Origin of the sequence: Streptomyces sp. NPDC048349 (genome assembly GCF_040651925.1) — a bacterium.
Lineage (GTDB): Bacteria > Actinomycetota > Actinomycetes > Streptomycetales > Streptomycetaceae > Streptomyces.
Window position 1 is genome coordinate 28,539 of record NZ_JBEZLA010000054.1, and the last position, 20,453, is coordinate 48,991.

At 75.1% G+C, this 20,453-nt stretch carries 14 protein-coding genes; 10 read left to right on the plus strand and 4 right to left on the minus strand.

All coding sequences use genetic code 11. The annotated features are described in order from the left end of the window. Positions 1 to 57: 57 nt before the first annotated feature. Together AB0D44_RS25985 and serC are read right to left on the minus strand one after the other, a co-directional pair. Positions 58 to 3,243: a molecular chaperone Hsp90 gene (locus AB0D44_RS25985; protein WP_362595201.1), complete on the minus strand. Its 3,186-nt coding sequence runs from the start codon at positions 3,241 to 3,243 to the stop codon at positions 58 to 60. 282 nt (positions 3,244 to 3,525) lie between these two features. After that, positions 3,526 to 4,644, minus strand: coding sequence for a phosphoserine transaminase (serC, locus tag AB0D44_RS25990; protein WP_362595203.1), 1,119 nt, complete (start codon positions 4,642 to 4,644; stop codon positions 3,526 to 3,528). Between the two features lie 195 nt (positions 4,645 to 4,839). Here serC and AB0D44_RS25995 point away from each other — a divergent pair, with 195 nt between their 5' ends. Then, positions 4,840 to 7,569, plus strand: a complete 2,730-nt coding sequence (locus AB0D44_RS25995; protein WP_362595239.1) for an FAD-binding and (Fe-S)-binding domain-containing protein — start codon at positions 4,840 to 4,842, stop codon at positions 7,567 to 7,569. 96 nt (positions 7,570 to 7,665) lie between these two features. Then, a complete protein-coding gene (locus AB0D44_RS26000) occupies positions 7,666 to 8,601 on the plus strand; it encodes an EamA family transporter (protein ID WP_362595205.1) in 936 nt (311 codons plus the stop codon). A gap of 30 nt (positions 8,602 to 8,631) precedes the next feature. Here AB0D44_RS26000 and AB0D44_RS26005 read toward each other — a convergent pair whose 3' ends face one another. Further along, on the minus strand, positions 8,632 to 9,597 hold the full coding sequence (locus AB0D44_RS26005; protein ID WP_362595207.1) for a WYL domain-containing protein: 966 nt from the start codon (positions 9,595 to 9,597) through the stop codon (positions 8,632 to 8,634). Between the two features lie 39 nt (positions 9,598 to 9,636). Here AB0D44_RS26005 and AB0D44_RS26010 point away from each other — a divergent pair, with 39 nt between their 5' ends. The 8 genes from AB0D44_RS26010 (at position 9,637) to AB0D44_RS26045 (ending at position 19,163) form a co-directional block, all read left to right on the plus strand. Continuing rightward, entirely contained in the window at positions 9,637 to 10,089 is a 453-nt protein-coding gene (locus tag AB0D44_RS26010) for a hypothetical protein (protein WP_362595209.1), read from the plus strand. Between the two features lie 216 nt (positions 10,090 to 10,305). After that, complete coding sequence (locus AB0D44_RS26015) at positions 10,306 to 11,127, plus strand: TIGR03084 family metal-binding protein (protein WP_362595211.1); 822 nt, start codon at positions 10,306 to 10,308, stop codon at positions 11,125 to 11,127. Next, positions 11,124 to 12,866 carry an acyclic terpene utilization AtuA family protein gene (locus AB0D44_RS26020; RefSeq protein ID WP_362595213.1) on the plus strand — a complete coding sequence of 581 codons (1,743 nt, stop codon included), beginning with the start codon at positions 11,124 to 11,126 and terminating at the stop codon, positions 12,864 to 12,866. Before AB0D44_RS26015 ends, AB0D44_RS26020 begins: the two co-directional genes overlap by 4 nt. Beyond that, complete coding sequence (locus AB0D44_RS26025; protein ID WP_362595215.1) at positions 12,866 to 14,464, plus strand: carboxyl transferase domain-containing protein; 1,599 nt, start codon at positions 12,866 to 12,868, stop codon at positions 14,462 to 14,464. The genes AB0D44_RS26020 and AB0D44_RS26025 overlap by 1 nt, the downstream gene beginning before the upstream one ends. 8 nt (positions 14,465 to 14,472) lie before the next feature. Further along, the gene (locus tag AB0D44_RS26030) at positions 14,473 to 16,395 is read left to right on the plus strand and encodes a biotin carboxylase N-terminal domain-containing protein (RefSeq protein WP_362595217.1); all 1,923 of its coding nucleotides are present in this window, start codon (positions 14,473 to 14,475) and stop codon (positions 16,393 to 16,395) included. Beyond that, positions 16,392 to 17,552, plus strand: a complete 1,161-nt coding sequence (locus tag AB0D44_RS26035) for an acyl-CoA dehydrogenase family protein (protein ID WP_362595219.1) — start codon at positions 16,392 to 16,394, stop codon at positions 17,550 to 17,552. Before AB0D44_RS26030 ends, AB0D44_RS26035 begins: the two co-directional genes overlap by 4 nt. Positions 17,553 to 17,796: 244 nt before the next feature. Further along, the gene (locus AB0D44_RS26040) at positions 17,797 to 18,531 is read left to right on the plus strand and encodes an enoyl-CoA hydratase family protein (protein WP_362595221.1); all 735 of its coding nucleotides are present in this window, start codon (positions 17,797 to 17,799) and stop codon (positions 18,529 to 18,531) included. Then, on the plus strand, positions 18,519 to 19,163 hold the full coding sequence (locus AB0D44_RS26045; protein WP_362595223.1) for a TetR/AcrR family transcriptional regulator: 645 nt from the start codon (positions 18,519 to 18,521) through the stop codon (positions 19,161 to 19,163). The genes AB0D44_RS26040 and AB0D44_RS26045 overlap by 13 nt, the downstream gene beginning before the upstream one ends. Before the next feature lie 108 nt (positions 19,164 to 19,271). Here the strand turns inward: AB0D44_RS26045 and AB0D44_RS26050 are convergent, their stop codons facing one another. Further along, on the minus strand, positions 19,272 to 20,378 hold the full coding sequence (locus AB0D44_RS26050) for a citrate synthase 2 (protein WP_362595225.1): 1,107 nt from the start codon (positions 20,376 to 20,378) through the stop codon (positions 19,272 to 19,274). Between the last annotated feature and the right edge of the window lie 75 nt (positions 20,379 to 20,453).

Genomic DNA, 20,453 nt, shown 5'->3' on the forward strand with positions numbered 1-20,453 from the left:
GCACGCCCTCGCCTCGGACCGTCTCGTTCGGCCCGGCCCCGGGCCGTCTCTCACGACCTAGTCGAACCACCGGTCCCGGGCCAGCTCCGCCGTGCGGGACGGGTCCTCCAGCAGGGCCGCCACCTCGAAGCGGCGCGGCCACTGGCCCGCCGACCAGGCCAGTCCCGCCGCCACGCCCTCCAGGGTGGAGGCGTGCAGGGTGCCGTCGGGGGTGCGGCGCCAGTCCAGTTCGATGCCGCCCGCGATCAGCTCCTCGTGTTCGAGGTACGTGGACGGGGTCGCGGGGCCCAGCAGGATGCGGACCGGCTCCGGGACCTCGTGTTCCTCGCCGGGGGTCGTGACCTCCGCCGGGACCGTCTCCGAGAGGCGGCGGACCTGGAGGAGGTCCGCCAGGTCGGCCGCCCGGGACGGCGCGACCGGCAGGAGCGGCAGGCCCTGCGTCAGGGGCAGCAGGTCCGGGGCGTCCGCGATGACCGCGTCCGCCGCGTCCACCACCAGGACCTCGCCGTCCACCACCGCGCGCAGCTCGTCCGGAAGGGTGACCTGCTCGGGGTCCAGATCGGCCAGGGCGGAGTACAGGCCGTGCAGCTGGCGGCCCGTCACCTCGCGCTCCGGATCCGCGAGGCGGGCCAGGAGCTCGGCCGCGCCGCCCGGTTCGTCCAGGAGGGCCGCAACCGTGGTCCGTACGCCGAGGGCGCGCAACACCTGCTCGTCCTCGAAGCCGGTGGCGTCCGCCGAGGTGTAGAGGCCCGCCAGCAGCGGGTCGCCGCCCGCCGCGCGCAGGCCCGCCGGGCGGCGGCCGTCCAGCACCGGGTGGTCGCGCAGCCACCAGGCGGTGTACGGGCGCACCGACTGCGTGGTGCCGTCCGGGAGGAGGACGCGCACGGGCTGGGTCAGGGCGTCGCGCAGCGGGGGCTGCGCGAGCATGGCCAGGGCCTGGGGCCAGCAGTCGTCGTCGACCAGGTCCAGGTCCCGTACGGCGACCAGTTCCGTGGCCACCGGGGGGACCGGGGTGTCCGGCAGCTGGTCCAGTACGTCCTCGCACCACACGTCGACGGCGTCGAGCAGGCCCGCGTCGTCCGGCTCGGCGAAGTCGCCCTCGCGCGGCTCCAGCTCGTCCGGGTCGAGCACCACATCGGTGGCGCGGACCAGCTGGAACGTGGCGAGGACGCCCACGGCGGTGAGCGTGTCGGCGTCCCAGCGGGCGGCCAGCTCGGCGTCCACGTACGGGACTTCGTCCTCGCGGATGACGGAGGCGAGCGGCGAGCCGGGCAGCAGCAGCTCACCGGCCGGGGTCGGCTCCCCGTCCTCGTCCGGGAGGGCCAGCGCGCCCAGCCACGGTTCGTCGCCCGGGGCCAGCTCGGCGTCGCGGACCAGGCCCAGGACCACGTCGGCCAGTTCCTCCGGGTCCAGGGCGTCCTCGTCCCAGATCTCGCCCGCGTCCATCGAGCCGGCCACGGCGGCCCGTACCTGCGGGGTCGTCAGGACGGCCCGAGCGGTCGCCGGGAGGGCGCCGAGCTTCTCCAGCAGCGGATGCGCGGCGTCGGGGTGGGCCACCTTCAGCCCCAGCCGGGCCAGGTCCGCCGGGGTGTCCGCGTACGGGAGGAGGACGTGGCGCGGCCCGATCGTCGTGCGGCCGTCGGCGAGCGGCACGGGCAGCCCGGACAGCCGGTCCGGGTCGACCCCGGCGAGGGAGTCGTAGAGCCGGTGCCACCACTCGGGGGTCCGCTCGATGCCCGCGATCCGCTCGATGGCGTCGCCGAGCGGAAGCCGGCCCACGCCCAGGGTGCGCAGCTCGGCGCGGCGCTCCAGGCCGGCCGGGAGCAGGGTCGGCAGGACCTCGGCCAGGACCCGTACGGTGTCGGCGCCCGCGCCCTCCACGACCTCGGCCTCGAAGGGGCGCAGGGCGGCCCGCTCGTCGGCGTGCTCGGGCGGGGCGGCGGGCGCGAGGAAGGCGGTGCGGGGGAGGCGCCGGAGCACGGCGGCGCGCAGGGCCCCGTCCAGCTCGCCCTTGCCGAGCGGGCCGGGGACCAGGTCGACGAGGGCGGTGGTCACCGGGTCCCAGGCGCCGAGGAGTTCGGCGTAGGCGTCGGCGGCGCGCTCCACGAGGAAGTCGGTCAGCGGGCCCGGCGCCGGGTGCCGGCGGGTGGTGTCCAGCGGCAGGGTCGCGATGAGCAGGGCCGGGATGCCCAGCGGTTCGTCGGTGGGGGTCGGCGCGTGGACGACGGGCGCGGTGGCCGGGCGCACGGGCGCGCCCTCGGTGTCGACGGGCACGGCCCAGGACACCGACCAGGAGGGCCGCAGCCGTTCCTCGACGGGCCGGTCCGCGAGCAGGGCCTTCTCGAGGGGGCCGCCGTGGCGGACGGTGCGCCACCGGTTGGTGCCCGACCGGGAGTCCTCGATGACGGCGTAGGGGCCCTCGTCGCTGCGGTACAGGGTGCGGGCAGGACCGGCCGGGGTCTCCACGACGACCTCTTGCAGCCCGGGCAGGGTGAGCAGCAGCGCGTCGTCGATGCCGGTGAGGAGCCGCTCGACGAGGTCCTCGGCGGCGGCGTCGCGCAGCGGGAGGACCACGACGGTGTCGTAGCCCTCGGGGGCGGTGCCCTCGGCGGGCAGCGGGAGCCGCAGCAACGGGACGTGGCCGTCGCGGCGGCGCAGTTCGTCGCCGAGGCCGGGGCTGCCGACGGCGGCGTCGCGGGCCAGTTCGCGGGCCTCGGCCAGCGACCAGCGGACGCCGCCGTGGCGGCCGAGGACGGCGGGCTCGTCGGACACCGCGAGGACGGCCGCGAAGCCGACGCCGAAGCGGCCGACGGTGTCGCCGGAGCCGGAGCCGGAGCCGGAGCCGGAGCCGGAGCCGCTGCCGGGGCCCGCGCCGGGACCCCCGCCGGTTCCCGACGCGCGCTTGGCGGAGGCGCGCAGGGTGCTCAGCGACTCCACACCCGTCGCGTCGAGCGGGGCACCGGTGTTGGCGACGGCCAGGACCGCGTGCCCGCCCTCGCCCGCGTGCAGGGTGAGGCGCAGCCGGCCCGGTACCCCCGCACGCGCCGCGGCGTCGGCCGCGTTCTGGGCCAGCTCGACGACGAGCCGGTCGCGGTAGCCGCCCAGCGCCAGGTCCTCCTCGGCGTTGGCGTCCTCGCGGAAGCGGGCCGGGCCCGCGCCCCAGGCGTCGAGCACCGCCCGCCGCAGCCGGGCCGTGCCGAAGGGGTCCACGCCGCTCTGGGCCGCCGTCACTCGCACGCTCACGCCGCTGCCTCCACGCTGTGCTGCCTCCAAGAACTCCTGAAGGTACCGCCTACGGGGCCATCGCTCGCCCGTGAGGTGCGCGAACACCACGACGTCGGCATCCCAGTGGCGCTCCCCGGCGAGGTTCCCGCCGCACGTGATCAGGCGGAGCTCCGCCTTCCTGTGCGCGTCCTCCCGGCGAGGAGGCCCCCGGGAACGATGGAACCCCTCCCGGCGGGGAAGGCCCCCGGGAACGACGGAACCCCCGGCGGCACGGGGCCGCCGGGGGTTCGTGAGCGAGTGTCAGAGCTTCTCGATGACGTAGTCGATGCAGGCGGTCAGCGCCTGCACGTCCGCCGGATCGATCGCCGGGAACATCGCGATGCGGAGCTGGTTGCGGCCGAGCTTGCGGTACGGCTCGGTGTCCACGATCCCGTTGGCGCGCAGCACCTTGGCGACGGCCGCCGCGTCGATGTCGTCCGAGAAGTCGATCGTGCCGATGACGGCGGAACGCTTGTCGGCGTCCACGACGAACGGGGTCGCGTACTTGGACGCCTCGGCCCAGCCGTACAGGTTGCGCGCGCTGGCCGCCGTACGACCGGTCGTGAACTCCAGGCCGCCCTGGCCGTTCATCCACTCCAGCTGCTCGTTCAGCAGGAAGAGGGTGGACAGCGCCGGGGTGTTGTACGTCTGGTTCTTCAGCGAGTTGTCGATCGCCGTCGGCAGCGAGAAGAACTCCGGGATGTGCCGGCCCGACGCGTGCACGCGGGCGGCCCGCTCCAGCGCGGCCGGGGAGAAGGCGGCCAGCCACAGGCCGCCTTCCGAGGCGAAGGACTTCTGCGGGGCGAAGTAGTAGACGTCGGTCTCGGTGATGTCCACCGGCAGACCGCCGGCGCCCGAGGTCGCGTCCACCAGGACGAGCGACCCGGCGTCCGCGCCGGCGACGCGCTTGACCGGCGCCGCGACACCCGTCGAGGTCTCGTTGTGGGTGTACGCGTACACGTCCACGCCCGCCTCGGCCTCGGGCTCGGGGTGCGTGCCCGGCTCGGAGGAGATGACGGTCGGCGCGTCCAGCCACGGCGCGAGCTTCGCGGCCTTGGCGAACTTGGAGGAGAACTCGCCGAAGGTGAGGTGCTGGGACTTCTGCTCGATCAGCCCGTGGGTCGCGATGTCCCAGAAGGCGGTGGAGCCGCCGTTGCCCAGGATCACCTCGTAGCCCTCGGGGAGGGAGAAGAGGTCACGGAGCCCCTGGCGCACCGAGCCGACCAGGTTCTTGACCGGGGCCTGGCGGTGGGAGGTTCCGAGCAGGGAGGTACCGGTGGCGGCGAGGGCGTCCAGCGCCTCGGTCCGCACCTTGGAGGGGCCCGCGCCGAAGCGTCCGTCGGCGGGCTTGATGTCAGCGGGAATCTGGATCTCGGCCACCAACGGAGCGTATCGGGTCCCGGTCCGGGCTTCGGAGGCGCGTCCACCCGATGAGACGCATCGGGGGCCCCTCGTGGACACCCGGACGGTGGCAGGGTGGATGCCGTGACGACACCCGGGGAACTCGAGCGGACCTTGCGGACGGAGCTGCGCGGGGAGGTGGACTTCGGTGCCGCGGCCCGGGCACTGGCGACCATGGACGCCTCGAACTACCGGCGCGTGCCGGTCGGCGTCGTCGCCCCGCGCGATGCCGACGACGTGGCGGCCGCGCTGCGCGTGTGCGCGGCGGCCGGGGTCCCGGTCGTCCCGCGCGGTGGCGGGACCTCCATCGCGGGCCAGGCCACGGGCACCGGCGTGGTCCTCGACCTCACCCGGCACATGAACGCCCTGGTCTCCGTGGACCCGGCAGCGCGCCTCGCCGTGGTCCAGCCCGGGCTGGTCCTGGACCGGCTGCGGGACGCGGTGCGCCCCTACGGCCTGACCTTCGGCCCGGACCCCTCCACGCACTCCCGCTGCACCCTCGGCGGCATGATCGGCAACAACGCCTGCGGGGCCCATTCGGTCGCCTGGGGGACCACCGCGGACAACGTGGCCGAGCTGGCGGTGACGGCGTACGGGGGCGCCGTCCACCGGATCGGGACGGGCTGGGCGGGAGCGCCGCAGGGCCTGCGCGAGCTCGTCGCGGGGAACCTGGCGCTGCTGCGCACCGGGATGGCCGGCGGCTTCTCCCGGCGGATCTCCGGCTACGGGGGACTGGACGCGCTGCTGCCCGAGCGGGGCGTGCAGCTCGCGCGGGCGTTCTGCGGGAGCGAGGGCACGCTCGGGGTGGTCACCGAGGCGGTGGTGCGCCTGGTGGAGCTGCCGCCCGCGCCGGTCCTGGCGGTCCTGGGGTACGCGGACGAGAGCGCGGCGGCGGACGCGGCCGCCGGACTGGTGTCCGCGGGCACCTCCCGGAGGGAGCCGGGGTCAGGGCCGCTCACGGTGGAGGGGATGGCGCAGGACCTGGTGCGCGGGGCCGTCGGACTGCCGAGGGGCGCGGCCTGGCTGTTCGTGGAGATGGCGGACGAGGGCGCGGCGCGGGAGCTGGTACGGGGAGCCGACGCGCTCGACGCGGTGGTGGTCACCGACCCGGCGGAGCAGCGGGCGCTGTGGCGGATCCGGGACGACGCGGCCGGCACGGCCACGCGGATGCCGGGAGGGGAGATGGCCTGGCCGGGATGGGAGGACTGCGCGGTACCGCCGGCCCGGCTGGGGGCGTACCTGCGGGAGTTCCGCGCCCTGCTGGCGCGGCACGGCCTGCGCGGATCGCCGTACGGGCACTTCGGCGAGGGCTGCGTCCACGTACGGATCGACTTCGACCTGGTCTCGGCGCCGGGCGTGGCCCGCTTCCGGGAGTTCTCCTCGGAGATGGCGGACCTGGTGGTGGCGCACGGCGGCTCGCTGTCCGGGGAACACGGGGACGGGCAGGCACGGGCCGAACTGCTGCCGAGGATGTACGGGGCGGAGGTGGTCGGGCTCTTCGGCGCGTACAAGGACGTGTGGGACCCGGCGGGCGGCATGAACCCGGGGATGCTGGTCCGCCCGGCGCGCCTCGACGAGAACCTGCGCTTCGCGGTCCTGCCGGACTCCGCCTTCGCGGGGGAGGTGGCCCGGTGCGTGGGGGTCGCCAAGTGCCGGACGGCCGACGCGGGCGGGCCGGGGGTGATGTGCCCGTCGTACCGGGCCACGGGGGAGGAGCGGCACTCCACGCGGGGCCGGGCCCGGCTGCTGCACGAGATGCTGGCGGGCGAGGTCGTACGGGACGGCTGGCGCTCCGCGGAGGTCGCCGAGGCGCTGGACCTGTGCCTGGGCTGCAAGGGGTGCCTCAGCGACTGCCCGGTGGGCGTGGACATGGCCTCGTACAAGGCGGAGTTCCTGCACCACCACTGGGCGGGCCGCATCCGCCCGCTCGCCCACTACGCCCTGGGCGGCCTCCCGGCCTGGCTGCGCCTGATCGCCCGCCTGCGGGGCGCGGGCCTTGCGAACGCACTGGCGCGGCGCGTCCGGGTGCCGGGCCTGGCCCGCGAACGCGCCCTGCCGGTCCTGGCCCGGGAGCCGTTCACCCGCGGGCACCGCGCGACCCGGCCGGGGCTCCGGGAGGGCCGCCCGCAGGGATCCGCCCCCACTGAACCCCCGGTGACGCTGTGGCCGGACACGTTCACGCAGTACCTGTCCCCGGAGGTCGGCCACGCCGCGGTCCGCGTCCTGGAGGCGGCCGGCCTGGCCGTCACCGTCCCCACCGGCCCGGTGTGCTGCGGGCTGACGTACCTGTCCACCGGCCGCCCCGACCGCGCCCGCACGACCTTGCGCCGCACGCTGACCGCCCTCGGCGACGTCCGGGGCCCCGTCCTCGTCCTGGAACCCAGCTGCGCCGCAGCCCTGCGCACCGACCTGCCCGCCCTCCTCCCGCAGGACCCCCGGGCCCGGCAGCTGGCAGGGGCCGTCCGCACCTTCGCCGAGACCCTCGAGGAGCACGCGCCGCACTGGCAGCCGCCGCGCCTCGACCGGCCGGTGACCGGCCAGACCCACTGCCATCAGCACGCGGTGCTCGGCGACGCCGCCGACCGGCGGCTGCGCGCACGGGCCGGGCTCACCGGCGAGCTCAGCGGCGGCTGCTGCGGGCTGGCCGGGAACTTCGGCTTCGAGCCGGGCCACCACGAGGTGTCGGTGGCCTGCGCACAGGAGCAGCTCCTCCCGTCCCTGCGCGCGGCCGCACCGGACGCCGCCGTCCAGGCCGACGGCTTCTCCTGCCGCACCCAGATCGCCCAGCTGGGCGGGGTCCGGGCCCACCACCTGGCGGAACTCCTGGCCGACGGCCTGGCCGGCGGCCGGGACGGCGCATCGGACGGCGGACAGGGCGGAGGCGGGGCCACGACGGCTGTGTAAGGCAGACGGCGTGCAAGACGGGCGGCTGTGCAAGGCAGGCGGCTATGTAAGGCAGCACACGCGGCAGCACTCCTTACGACCCACTAATCTGGATAAATGCCCGCACCTTCCCCCTCCCCCGCCACGACGACCCCCGCCCCGCACAGCGCGTCGCCCGCCACCGCGCGCCCCGCCGGGGGGTCCCGCCTCGGCCCGGTCGCGCTGGTGGTCTCGGCGGGGATCTCGGTGCAGTTCGGCGCGGCCCTGGCGGTCATGATCATGCCGCGGGCGGGGGCGGCGGGCGTGGTCACCCTGCGCCTCGCGGCGGCCGCGCTGGTGCTGCTGCTCGTGTGCCGCCCCACGGTGCGCGGCTACTTCCGCGCCGACTGGGGCACGGTGGTCGCCTTCGGCGTGGCCATGGCGGGCATGAACGGCCTCTTCTACCAGGCCATCGACCGCATCCCGCTCGGCCCGGCCGTCACCCTCGAGGTGCTCGGCCCGCTGGCCCTGTCCGTGGTCGTCTCCCGGCGTCTGGTGAACCTGCTCTGGGCGGTCCTGGCCCTGGCCGGCGTCGTGCTGCTGGCGGGCCACGGCGGGGCCGGCTTCGGCGGTCTCGACCCCCTGGGCGCGGCCTACGCGGTCGGGGCGGGCGCGATGTGGGCGGCGTACATCGTGTTCAGCGCGCGCACGGGCCGCCGCTTCCCGCAGGCGGACGGCCTGGCCCTGGCCATGGCGGTGGCCGCCGTGCTGTCGCTGCCGCTGGGCCTCCTCGAAGCCGGCTCCGCCCTGCTGGTCCCGAGCACCCTCGCGCTCGGCGTCGGCGTGGCCGTCCTGTCCTCCGTGCTGCCGTACACCCTGGAACTCCTCGCCCTGCGCCGGCTCCCGGCCCCCACCTTCGCGATCCTGATGAGCCTGGAGCCGGCCATCGCCGCCACCGCGGGCTTCCTCGTCCTGAACCAGGCCATGTCCGCGCTGGACGCCCTGGCCATCGCGCTGGTCATCGCGGCCAGCATGGGCGCGGTCCGCTCCCAGAGCAGGAAACGGGCCGCCTGATGGATGCGGGACCGGCGAGCTCGGCGACGGCTAACGGTCCGCGTACCGGGCCGTCATCGCCGTCACCGCGGCCCTGATGCGGGCGCGGAGGGCGGGCGGGGAGAGGACCTCCGCGTCCGCCGCCAGGGCCAGGAACTGGGCCTCCGCGTGGTCCGCCGACTCGATCGGCAGGGTCGCGCGGGTCCAGCCCGGCAGGTCCGGGTCCGGGTGGCCGGTGGCGGCCAGGGCGCGGGCCTGGGGGCCCGTCAGGCGGGACGCGGCGCGGGCACTCAGGCGTACCTCCGCCTCCTGCGGGTACAGCCGCGCGTGGAAGTCCTCCTGGGTCCGGCGCCAGTGCGCCGCCAGGTCGAAGCCCTCCGGGAGCTCCGCGGTCTGCTCCGTGTCCGTCACCGACAGGATCTGGTCCACCCGGTAGGTCCGGGCGCCGTCCGGGCCCGCCACCAGGTACCAGCGGCCCGCCTTCAGGACCAGTCCGTAGGGGGCGAGGAGCCGTTCGACCTCCCGGGGCTCCTTCCAGCGCCGGTAGCGGACGGCGATCACCCGGCCCTGCCACACGGCGTCGGCGACCTGCGCCAGGTACGGGGTCTCCTCGTGCTCCGCGTACCAGCCCGGCGCGTCCAGGTGGAACCGCATCCGCATCCGGTCGGCCTGCGCGCGCAGCTCCGGCGGCAGCGCCGCCCGCAGCTTCAGCTGGGCCGCCGACAGGGCCCGGCCGAGGCCCAGTTCCGCGGCCGGTCCCGGCATCCCGGTCAGGAACAGGGCCTCCGCCTCGCCCGTACTGAGCCCCGTCAGCCGGGTCCGGTAGCCGGCGAGCAGCTGGTAGCCGCCGCTGTGTCCGGCGTCCCCGTACAGCGGGACACCCGCCGCGGCCAGCGCCTCCGCGTCGCGGTAGACCGTACGGACGGACACCTCCAGCTCGCGCGCGAGTTCGGCGGCGGTCATCCGGCCCCGGGTCTGGAGCAGGAGGAGGATCGACAGCAATCGGCTCGACTTCACTGCCACATGGTGTCAGTGAAGCGGTCCTACGGTCCTCGCATGAACGATTTCGACTTCCTCGTCGGCACCTGGGACGTCGCCAACCGGTGGCGCGCCGACTTCCTCGACCCGGACAGCGCGTGGGAGGAGTTCCCGGCCGTGTCCCGCGCGTCCCGCCACTTCGACGGCGGCGCCAGCTTCGACGAGATCGACTTCCCGACGAAGGGCTTCGGCGGTCTGACGCTGCGGCTCTTCGACCGGGAGCGCGAGCAGTGGTCGCTGTACTGGTCGAGCCGCCGCACCGGCGTCCTGTTCCCACCCGTCGTCGGACGGTTCGACGACGGCCGCGGGGTCTTCGAGGGGGAGGACACGCACGACGGCAAGGCGGTCCGCGTCCGGTTCGTGTGGTCGGGGACCGCGTCCGGCTCCCCCCGCTGGGAGCAGTTCTTCTCGCTCGACGAGGGCGCGAGCTGGATCTGCAACTGGACGATGGACTTCACCCGTCGCCCCTGAAGCCGTACGCCCGCCCCGCCGGCCACGGGGGACCCCGGCAGAAGCCGGGGAGGGAGCCGGCGGGGCGGGCGTACTCCCGTCCGCGCTGCCCGAGGGGGAGGTCCGGGTACGAAGGCGTCGCCTTCGCGCCACCCTGGATACAAATCATGCAAGCGTGCTTGATTGTTTTGATGGCGGCTGCCAGTCTTCCCCTCACGCCGAGAGGGGAGCACCGCCGTGCCCGATCCGTCCGCCGTCGATCCCACCGCTGCCGCTGCCGCCGTCCTTGCCGACCTGCGCGAGGAGGGGCGTGAACTGGACGCCCTGGTCGGGGAGTTGACGGCCGCCGACTGGGCCCGGCCCACCCCGGCGCCCGGCTGGAGCATCGCCCACCAGATCGCCCACCTGCACTGGACCGACCGGGCCGCGCTGCTCGCCCTCACCGACGCCGCCGGCTTCGGCCGCATGGTCGAGGAGGCCCTCGCGGCGCCCGACTCCTTCGTCGACGAGGGTGCGCAGGAGGGGGCGAAGCTGCCGCCCGCCGAGCTGCTCGCCCGCTGGCGCTCCGGGCGCACCGACCTCGACGAGGCCCTCGCGGCGGCCTCGCCCGACACCCGCTTCCCCTGGTACGGGCCGCCGATGAAGGCCGCCTCGATGGCGAGCGCCCGGCTGATGGAGACCTGGGCGCACGGCCAGGACGTCGCCGACGCGCTCGGCGTACGGCGCACCCCGACCGCGCGGCTGCGGCACGTGGCCCGGATCGGCGTACGGGCCCGCGACTACGCCTACGCCGTCCGCGGACTGCCCGCGCCCGCCCAGGAGTTCCGGGTGGAGCTGACGGCACCCGACGGTTCGACGACGTGGACGTACGGGCCTCCCGATGCCCCACAGCGGATCACCGGTCCCGCACTCGACTTCTGCCTCCTGGTGACCCAGCGGGCCCACCGCGCCGACCTGGCGCTGGCCGCCACCGGCCCCGACGCGGACCGCTGGCTCGACATCGCGCAGGCCTTCGCCGGCCCCGCGGGCCCCGGCCGCGCGCCCGAGGGCTCGCTGTGACCAGGCGCCCCCTGCGCATCGGCAACGCCTCCGGCTTCTACGGGGACCGCTTCGACGCCCTGCGCGAGATGCTGACCGGCGGCCCGCTGGACGTGCTGACCGGGGACTACCTGGCCGAACTCACCATGCTCATCCTCGGCCGCGACCGCCTGAAGCACCCGGACCTCGGCTACGCCAAGACGTTCCTGCGCCAGCTGGAGGAGGGGCTCGGGCTCGCGCACGAGCGGGGCGTACGCATCGTCGCGAACGCGGGCGGCCTGAACCCGGCCGGACTGGCCGATGCGGTGCGGGCGCTGGCGGCCGAGGCAGGGGTTCCCGTCACCGTCGCGCACGTCGAGGGCGACGACCTGATGCCGCACTCCGAGGGGGCGCTGACCGCCAACGCCTACCTGGGGGGCGCCGGGATCACGGCCTGCCTGAGGGCGGGCGCGGACGTGGTCGTGACCGGCCGGGTCACGGACGCGGCGCTGGTCAGCGGACCGGCGGCCTGGTGGTTCGACTGGGCGCCGGACGATCACGACCGGCTGGCGGGAGCCGTGGTCGCGGGCCACGTCCTGGAGTGCGGCACGCAGGCCACCGGCGGGAACTACGCCTTCTTCACCGCGCACGACGTCCGCCGGCCCGGGTTCCCGCTGGCGGAGATCGCCGAGGACGGCTCCTCGGTGATCACCAAGCACCCGGGCACCGGCGGAGTCGTCTCGGTCGGCACCGTCACCGCGCAACTCCTGTACGAGACCCAGGGCGTGCGCTATCTCGGCCCGGACGTCACGGCTCGCCTGGACACCGTCCGGCTGACCGACGACGGACCGGACCGGGTACGGATCTCGGGCGTGCTCGGCGAAGCACCGCCGGCCCTCCTCAAGGTGGGCGTCACCCGCATCGGCGGCTGGCGCAACGAGGTGGTCTTCGTCCTGACCGGCCTGGACGTCGAGGCGAAGGCGGCTCTGGTGCGTGCGCAGCTGGCCGGGGCACTGGAGGGCGTCGCGGACGTGAGCTGGACCCTGTCCCGCACCGACCACGAGGACGCCCCGACGCAGGAGACGGCGAGCGCGCTGCTGCGCCTGGTCGTCCGCGACCCGTCCCCGGAGCGGGTGGGCCGCGGCCTGACCTCGGCCGCGGTCGAACTCGCCCTGGGCAGCTACCCCGGCTTCCACGTCACCGCCCCGCCCGGGCCGGCCCAGCCCTACGGCGTCTTCGCCTCGGACTTCGTCCCGCCGGCCTCGGTCCCCCACGTGGCGGTCCTGCCGGACGGCTCCCGCCGCCCGATCCCCGCCGCACCGGGGGCCGAGCTCCCGGGCGTGACGGCGGCCCGGCCTTCGGACCGGTCGGGGACCGTGCCCCCGGACCGGGGCGCGGCGGGGGAGCAGCCGCCCGCACGGCCCACCACCCGCGCACCCCTCGGCGCACTGGCCGGGGCCCGCAGCGGCGACAAGGGCGGCGACGCCAACGTCGGTGTCTGGGTGGAGACCGACGCCGCCTGGCAATGGCTGCACCGCACCCTCACCGTCGCGCTGTTCCAGTACCTGCTCCCCGAAACCCGGGACCTGCCCGTCACCCGGCACGAGCTCCCGAACCTCCGCGCCCTGAACTTCGACATCCCCGGCATCCTCGGCGACGGCGTCGCCTCCGGCCACCGCTTCGACCCCCAGGCCAAGGCCCTCGGCGAATGGCTGCGCGCCCGCCACCTCGACATCCCGACCCACCTGCTGCCCGACACCGCCCCGGAGGGGACCGGCTGATGACCCGCCTCGGCACCACCGTCGACCCGCACGCCCCCGAGCACGCGCAGGCCCGTACCGCCGCACTGGAACGCCTCGCCGCGCTCGACGCCGAGCACGCCAAGGCCCTCGCCGGAGGCGGCGAGAAGTACACGGACCGCCACAGGCAGCGCGGCAAGCTGCTGGCCCGCGAGCGCGTCGAGCTGCTCCTCGACCCGGACACCCCGTTCCTGGAGCTGTCCCCGCTGGCCGCCTGGGGCAGCGACTACCCCGTCGGCGCCTCCATGGTCACCGGCATCGGCACGGTGGAGGGCGTCCAGTGCCTGGTCACCGCCAACGACCCCACCGTCCGCGGCGGCGCCAGCAACCCCTGGACCCTGAAGAAGGCACTGCGGGCCAACGAGATCGCCCGGCAGAACCGCCTGCCCTGCATCAGCCTCGTGGAGTCCGGCGGCGCCGACCTGCCCTCGCAAAAGGAGATCTTCATCCCGGGCGGCGCGATCTTCCGCGACCTCACCCGGCTCTCCGCCGAGGGCATCCCGACCGTCGCCGTGGTCTTCGGCAACTCCACCGCCGGAGGCGCCTACATCCCCGGGATGTCCGACCACACCATCATGATCAAGGACCGCTCCAAGGTGTTCCTCGGCGGTCCGCCGCTGGTCAAGATGGCCACCGGCGAGGAGAGCGACGACGAGTCCCTCGGCGGGGCGGACATGCACGCCCGCACCTCCGGCCTCGCCGACTATTACGCCCTCGACGAGCACGACGCGATCCGCCGGGCCCGCCGCGTCGTCGCCCGCCTGGGCCACCGCCCGGCGCACGCGGAGCCGCCGCGGGCCGAGGAGCCGGCGTACGACCCCGAAGAACTCCTCGGCATCGTCCCGCCCGACCTGAAGACGCCCTTCGACCCCCGCGAGGTCATCGCCCGCATCGTCGACGCCTCCGACTTCGACGAGTTCAAGCCCCTGTACGGCACCAGCCTCGTCACCGGCTGGGCCACCCTCCACGGCTACCCGGTCGGCATCCTCGCCAACGCCCAGGGCGTGCTGTTCAGCGCCGAGTCGCAGAAGGCCGCCCAGTTCATCCAGCTCGCCAACCAGCGCGACATCCCGCTGCTCTTCCTCCACAACACCACCGGCTACATGGTCGGCAAGGAGTACGAGCAGGGCGGCATCATCAAACACGGCTCGATGATGATCAACGCGGTCTCCAACTCCCGCGTCCCCCACCTCTCCGTGATCATCGGCGCGAGTTACGGCGCCGGCCACTACGGCATGTGCGGCCGCGCCTACGAACCGCGCTTCCTCTTCGCCTGGCCCAGCGCCAAGTCCGCCGTCATGGGACCCCAGCAGCTCGCCGGGGTGCTCTCCATCGTCGCCCGGCAGTCCGCCGCCGCCAAGGGGCAGCCCTACGACGACGAGGCCGACGCCGGAATGCGGGCCTTCGTCGAGGCGCAGATCGAGTCCGAGTCCCTGCCGATGTTCCTGTCCGGGCGGCTGTACGACGACGGGGTCATCGACCCCCGCGACACCCGTACCGTCCTCGGCCTGTGCCTGTCGGCCGTCCACAACGCCCCCGTCGAGGGCGCCCGCGGCGGCTTCGGCGTCTTCCGGATGTGAGCCCGCACATGACCATCACCTCCCTGCTCGTCGCCAACCGCGGCGAGATCGCCGTCCGCATCCTGCGCACCGCCCGCGCCCTGGGCCTGGCCACCGTCGCCGTCCACTCCGACCCCGACGAGCACGCCCTGCACGTACGCGACGCCGACGCGGCCGTACGCCTGCCCGGCGCCGCCCCCGCCGACACCTACCTGCGCGGCGACCTGATCATCAAGGCCGCGCTCGCCGCCGGCGCCGACGCCGTCCACCCCGGCTACGGGTTCCTCTCCGAGAACGCCGCCTTCGCCCGCGAGGTCCTGGCCGCCGGGCTGACCTGGATCGGCCCCCCGCCCGAGGCCATCGAGGCGATGGCCTCCAAGACCCGGGCCAAGGAGCTGATGCGCGCCGCCGGCGTCCCCCTCCTCGAACCCGTCGACCCGGCCACCGCCACCGCCGCCGACCTTCCCCTCCTGCTCAAGGCGGCCGCCGGCGGCGGCGGCCGCGGCATGCGCGTGGTCCGCGACCTGGACGCCCTCAAGGAGGCCCTCGACGCCGCGGCCGCCGAAGCGGCCTCCGCGTTCGGCGACGGCGAGGTCTTCGCCGAGCCCTACGTGGAGCGCGCCCGCCACGTCGAGGTGCAGGTCCTCGCCGACACCCACGGCACCGTATGGGCGCTGGGCACCCGCGACTGCTCCCTCCAGCGCCGCCACCAGAAGGTCATCGAGGAGACCCCGGCCCCCGGCCTGCCGGAAAGCCTGCGCGCAAGCCTCCACGAGGCCGCCGTCGCCGCCGCCCGCGCCGTCTCCTACCAGGGCGCCGGCACCGTCGAATTCCTCGTCACCGCCGACGGACGCCCGTACTTCCTCGAGATGAACACCCGCCTCCAGGTCGAACACCCGGTCACCGAGGCCGTCTTCGGCCTCGACCTCGTCGCCCTCCAGCTGCGCATCGCCGAGGGCACGGCCCTGCCCCTGACACCCCCCGCGCCCACCGGGCACGCCGTCGAGGCCCGCCTCTACGCCGAGGACCCGGCCCGGGACTGGCGCCCCCAGACCGGCGTCCTGCACACCCTCGCCGTGCCCGGCGAGGTCCGCGTCGACACCGGCTTCACCGACGGGGACGTCGTCGGCATCCACTACGACCCCCTGCTCGCCAAGGTCATCGCCCACGCCCCGACCCGCGCCGACGCCGTACGCGTCCTCGCCCACGCCCTGGCCCGAGCCCGCATCCACGGGCTCACCACCAACCGCGAGCTCCTCGTACGGTCCCTGCGCCACCCGGAGTTCACCGCAGCACAGCTCGACACCGGCTTCTACGAGCGCCACCTCCCGGCCCTCACCGAAGGCGCCCCGGACGCCACCCTGGCCGCCCTGGCCGCGGCCCTCGCCGAAGCGGCCCCGCCGCCGGGCGCCCCCCTGGCCGCCCGCCTCGGCGGCTGGCGCAACGTCCGCTCCCAGCCCCAGACCCGCCGGTACACGGCGGCAGGCACCGAGTACGAGGCGGTCTACCACCCGGTGCGTCACCCCGGGATCCGCGTCCTGTCGGCCACTCCCACCCTCGTCACGCTCGAAGTGGACGGGATCCGGCGCCCGTTCCACGTCAAGCGACATGCGGACAGCCCCGACGTCCACGTCGATTCGGCCCTCGGCGCCCACACCCTCACCCCCGTACCCCGGTTCGCGGACCCCCAGGACCGCACCGAACCGGGCTCCCTCCTCGCCCCCATGCCCGGCACCGTCGTCCGCATCGCCGAGGGCCTCGCCCCCGGCGCCACCGTCACCGCCGGGCAGCCCCTGCTCTGGCTGGAGGCCATGAAGATGGAGCACCGCATCCTGGCTCCCGCCTCCGGCACGCTCACCGCGCTCCACGCCGCCACCGGCCGACAAGTCGAGTTCGGCGCCCTGCTCGCCGTGGTCCAGGAGACCGCAACCCCAGAGGAGACGCACGCATGAGCTCCGTCATCGAATCCCCCGAGCACAAAGCCCTGCGCACGGCGGTCGCCGCGCTCGGCCAGAAGTACGGCCGCACCTACCTGGCCCGGGTCGCCCGCGAGGGCGGCCACCCCGACGAACTGTGGGCCGACGCCGCCCGGCTCGGCTACCTCGGCGTGAACCTGCCCGAGGAGTACGGGGGCGGAGGCGGCGGCATCGCCGAACTGTCCATCGTCCTCGAGGAACTCGGCGCCGCGGGCTGCCCCCTCCTGATGATGGTCGTCTCACCCGCCATCTGCGGCACGGTCATCTCCCGCTTCGGCACCGAGGACCAAAAGCGCGCCTGGCTCCCGGGCCTCGCCGACGGCAGCCGCACCATGGCCTTCGGCATCACCGAACCCGACGCCGGATCCAACTCCCACCGCATCACCACCACGGCCCGCCGCGACGGCGACGACTGGATCCTCACCGGCCGCAAGGTCTTCATCTCCGGCGTGGACATCGCCGACGCCACCCTCATCGTCGGCCGCACCGAAGACGCCCGCTCCGGCCGCCTCAAGCCCTGCCTGTTCATCGTCCCGCGCGACGCACCCGGCTTCTCCCGCTCGGTCATCGACATGGAACTCCAGGCAGCCGAGAAGCAGTTCGAGCTGGTCCTGGACGACGTACGCCTGCCCGCCTCCGCCCTGGTGGGCGACGAGGACGCGGGCCTCCTCCAGCTCTTCGCCGGCCTCAACCCCGAGCGCATCATGACCGCCGCCTTCGCCATCGGCATGGGCCGCTACGCGCTCGCCACGGCCCTCGACTACGCCAGGACCCGCCAGGTGTGGAAGGACCCCATCGGCGCCCACCAGGCCCTGGCCCACCCCCTCGCTGCGGCCCACATCGAGCTGGAACTGGCCCGCCTGATGATGCAGAAGGCGGCCCACCTCTACGACGCGGGCGACGACATGGGCGCGGGCGAGGCCGCGAACATGGCGAAGTACGCCGCCGGCGAGGCCTGCGTCCGCGCGGTGGACCAGTCCGTCCACACCCTCGGCGGCAACGGCCTCACCCGCGAATACGGCCTGGCCTCCCTCATCACCGCCTCCCGCGTGGCCCGCATCGCCCCGGTCAGCCGCGAGATGATCCTCAACTTCATCTCCCACCAAACCCTGGGCCTGCCCAAGTCGTACTAGGACGGGTCCCGCTGCGCGGAGCTGCTCCCCGCCCCACCCTTCCACCGTCCCCGGGGCTCCGCCCCGGACCCCGCCCGTCGAACCGGACGACACCCCACCCCGGCCCCGGCCCCCGCGCAGCCCCCGGGCCGGGGACCGCATACGCTCCCCCCGAGGGGACACCGCACGCAGCCCCCGGGCCGGGGACCGCATACGCTCCCCCCGAGGGGACACCGCCCCACCCGCCACCCCCTCCGGAGGAGACATGCCACCCGTCCACGCCGCGCGAGCGGCCGGCATCACCACCCTCACCCTCGACTCCCCGGCCAACCGCAACGCCCTCTCCGCCGACCTCGTCGGCGAACTCCGCGCCGCGCTCGCCGACGCCGCGGCGGACCCCGCGGCCCGCGCCGTCCTCCTCACCCACACCGGTACGACCTTCTGCGCCGGAGCCGACCTCAAGTCCCCCTGCGACCCGGCCGACTTCCTGGCCCTGCTCCGCGAGATCGCCGAACTGCCCAAGCCGGTCCTGGCCCGCGTCACCGGCCACGTCCGGGCCGGCGGCCTCGGCCTGCTCGGCGCCTGCGACATCACCGCCGCCGGGCCGCAGTCCTCGTACGCGTTCACCGAGACCCACCTGGGCCTGGCCCCCGCGGTGATCTCCATGCCGCTGCTGCCGCGCCTCGACCCGCGCGCGGCCACCCGCTACTTCCTCACCGCCGAGGCCTTCGACGCCGCCGAAGCCACCCGCATCGGCCTGCTGACCCTGCACGCGGACGACGTGGACCGGGCCCTCGAGCCGGTCCTCGCCGGCCTGCGCAAGGCCTCCCCGCAGGGCCTGGCCGCCACCAAGGCGCTGACCGCGGCCGCCGTGCGCGAGGCCCTGCAGCGCGACGGCCACCGCCTGACCGAGCTGTCCGCCGTGCTCTTCGCCTCCGCCGAGGCCCGCGAGGGCATCACGGCCCGCTTCGAACGCCGGGACCCGTCGTGGTCGCTGTAACCGGCCCGGGGACCACCACCCCGGCGGCCACCCCGGCGGCCGCCCCGGCCCCCGCAGCCGGCCCCAAGCAGGCCCGCAGCCGCGTCACCCGCCGCCACCTCCTCGAGGCAGCCGTCTCCTGCCTGGCCGAACACGGCTGGGCGGGCTCCACCGTCGCCGTCGTCGCCGAACGGGCCGGCGTCTCCCGCGGCGCGGCCCAGCACCACTTCCGCACCCGCGAGGACCTGTTCACCGCCGCCGTCGAGTACGTCGCCGAGGAGCGCTCCACCGCCCTGCGCGAGCTGTTCCACGCCGGACCGGCCGCCCGCCCCGCCGTGGTCGAGGCGCTCGTGGACCTCTACACGGGCGTGCTGTTCCGGGCCGCGCTCCAGCTGTGGGTGGCCGCCTCCAACGAGGAGCAGCTGCGGCCCCGGGTCACCGAACTGGAGGCCCGCGTCGGCCGGGAGACCCACCGCATCGCCGTGGAACTGCTGGGCGCGGACGAGTCCGTGCCGGGCGTACGGGAGACCGTGCAGGGCCTGCTCGACATGGCGCGCGGTCTCGGCCTGGCGAACGTCCTCACCGACGACACGGCCCGCCGCGAGCGCGTCGTCGCCCAGTGGGCCCGCATCCTGGACGCCACCCTGGGCTGAGCGCGGGGACGCGAAGGGCGCCGCAATCCCCGCGGGAATGCGGCGCCCTGTGCCCGGGCCCGGGCCGCGGCCCGGGCCCGGGCCGCGGATCAGGCCGTGGGCCGCGGATCAGGCCGTGGCGGCGATGTCGGCGTAGCCCTCGATGTCCCGCGGGTCACGCCGGCCGGGGCCGATGTAGCGGGCCGAGGGACGCACCAGGCGGCCCGTGCGCTTCTGCTCCAGGATGTGCGCCGACCAGCCGGCGGTACGGGCGCAGCTGAACATGGAGGTGAACATGTGCGCCGGGACCTCCGCGAAGTCCAGCATGATCGCGGCCCAGAACTCCACGTTGGTCGCCAGCACCCGGTCGGGGCGGCGTGCGTGCAACTCCTCCAGCGCCGCCTTCTCCAGCGCGGCGGCCACCTCGTAGCGCGGCGCGTCCAGCTCCTTGGCCGTGCGCCGCAGCACGCGCGCACGCGGGTCCTCGGCGCGGTAGACGCGGTGCCCGAAGCCCATCAGCCGCTCGCCCTTGTCCAAGGCCTTCTTCACGTACGCCACGGCGTCGCCGGTGCGCTCGATCTCCTCGATCATGCCGAGCACCCGGGAGGGCGCCCCGCCGTGCAGCGGCCCGGACATCGCGCCGACGGCCCCCGAGAGGGCCGCCGCCACGTCCGCGCCGGTGGAGGCGATGACGCGCGCGGTGAAGGTGGAGGCGTTCATGCCGTGCTCGGCGGCCGAGGTCCAGTACGCGTCGACGGCCTTGACGTGCTTGGGGTCCGGCTCGCCCCGCCAGCGGATCATGAACCGCTCGACGACGGACTCGGCCTTGTCGATCTCCCGCTGCGGGACCATGGGCAGGCCCTGGCCCCGGGCGGACTGGGCGACGTACGACAGCGCCATGACGGCCGCGCGCGCCAGATCGTCGCGCGCGGTCCGCTCGTCGATGTCCAGGAGCGGTTTGAGGCCCCACACGGGCGCGAGCATGGCGAGCGCGGACTGCACGTCGACGCGGATGTCACCGGAGTGGACCGGGATGGGGAAGGGCTCGGCGGCGGGCAGGCCGGGGTTGAACGCCCCGTCGACCAGCAGGCCCCATACGTTCCCGAAGGACACGTGGCCCACGAGATCCTCGATGTCGACCCCGCGGTAGCGGAGCGCACCGCCTTCCTTATCCGGTTCGGCGATCTCCGTCTCGAACGCGACGACCCCTTCGAGCCCGGGTACGAAGTCGGACATCAGGCGGCTCCTCAGATAGTGCGAACACGCGCGGCTCCCGGCGTGATTCGCGGTCCGGCGCGGTCATCCCCGTTG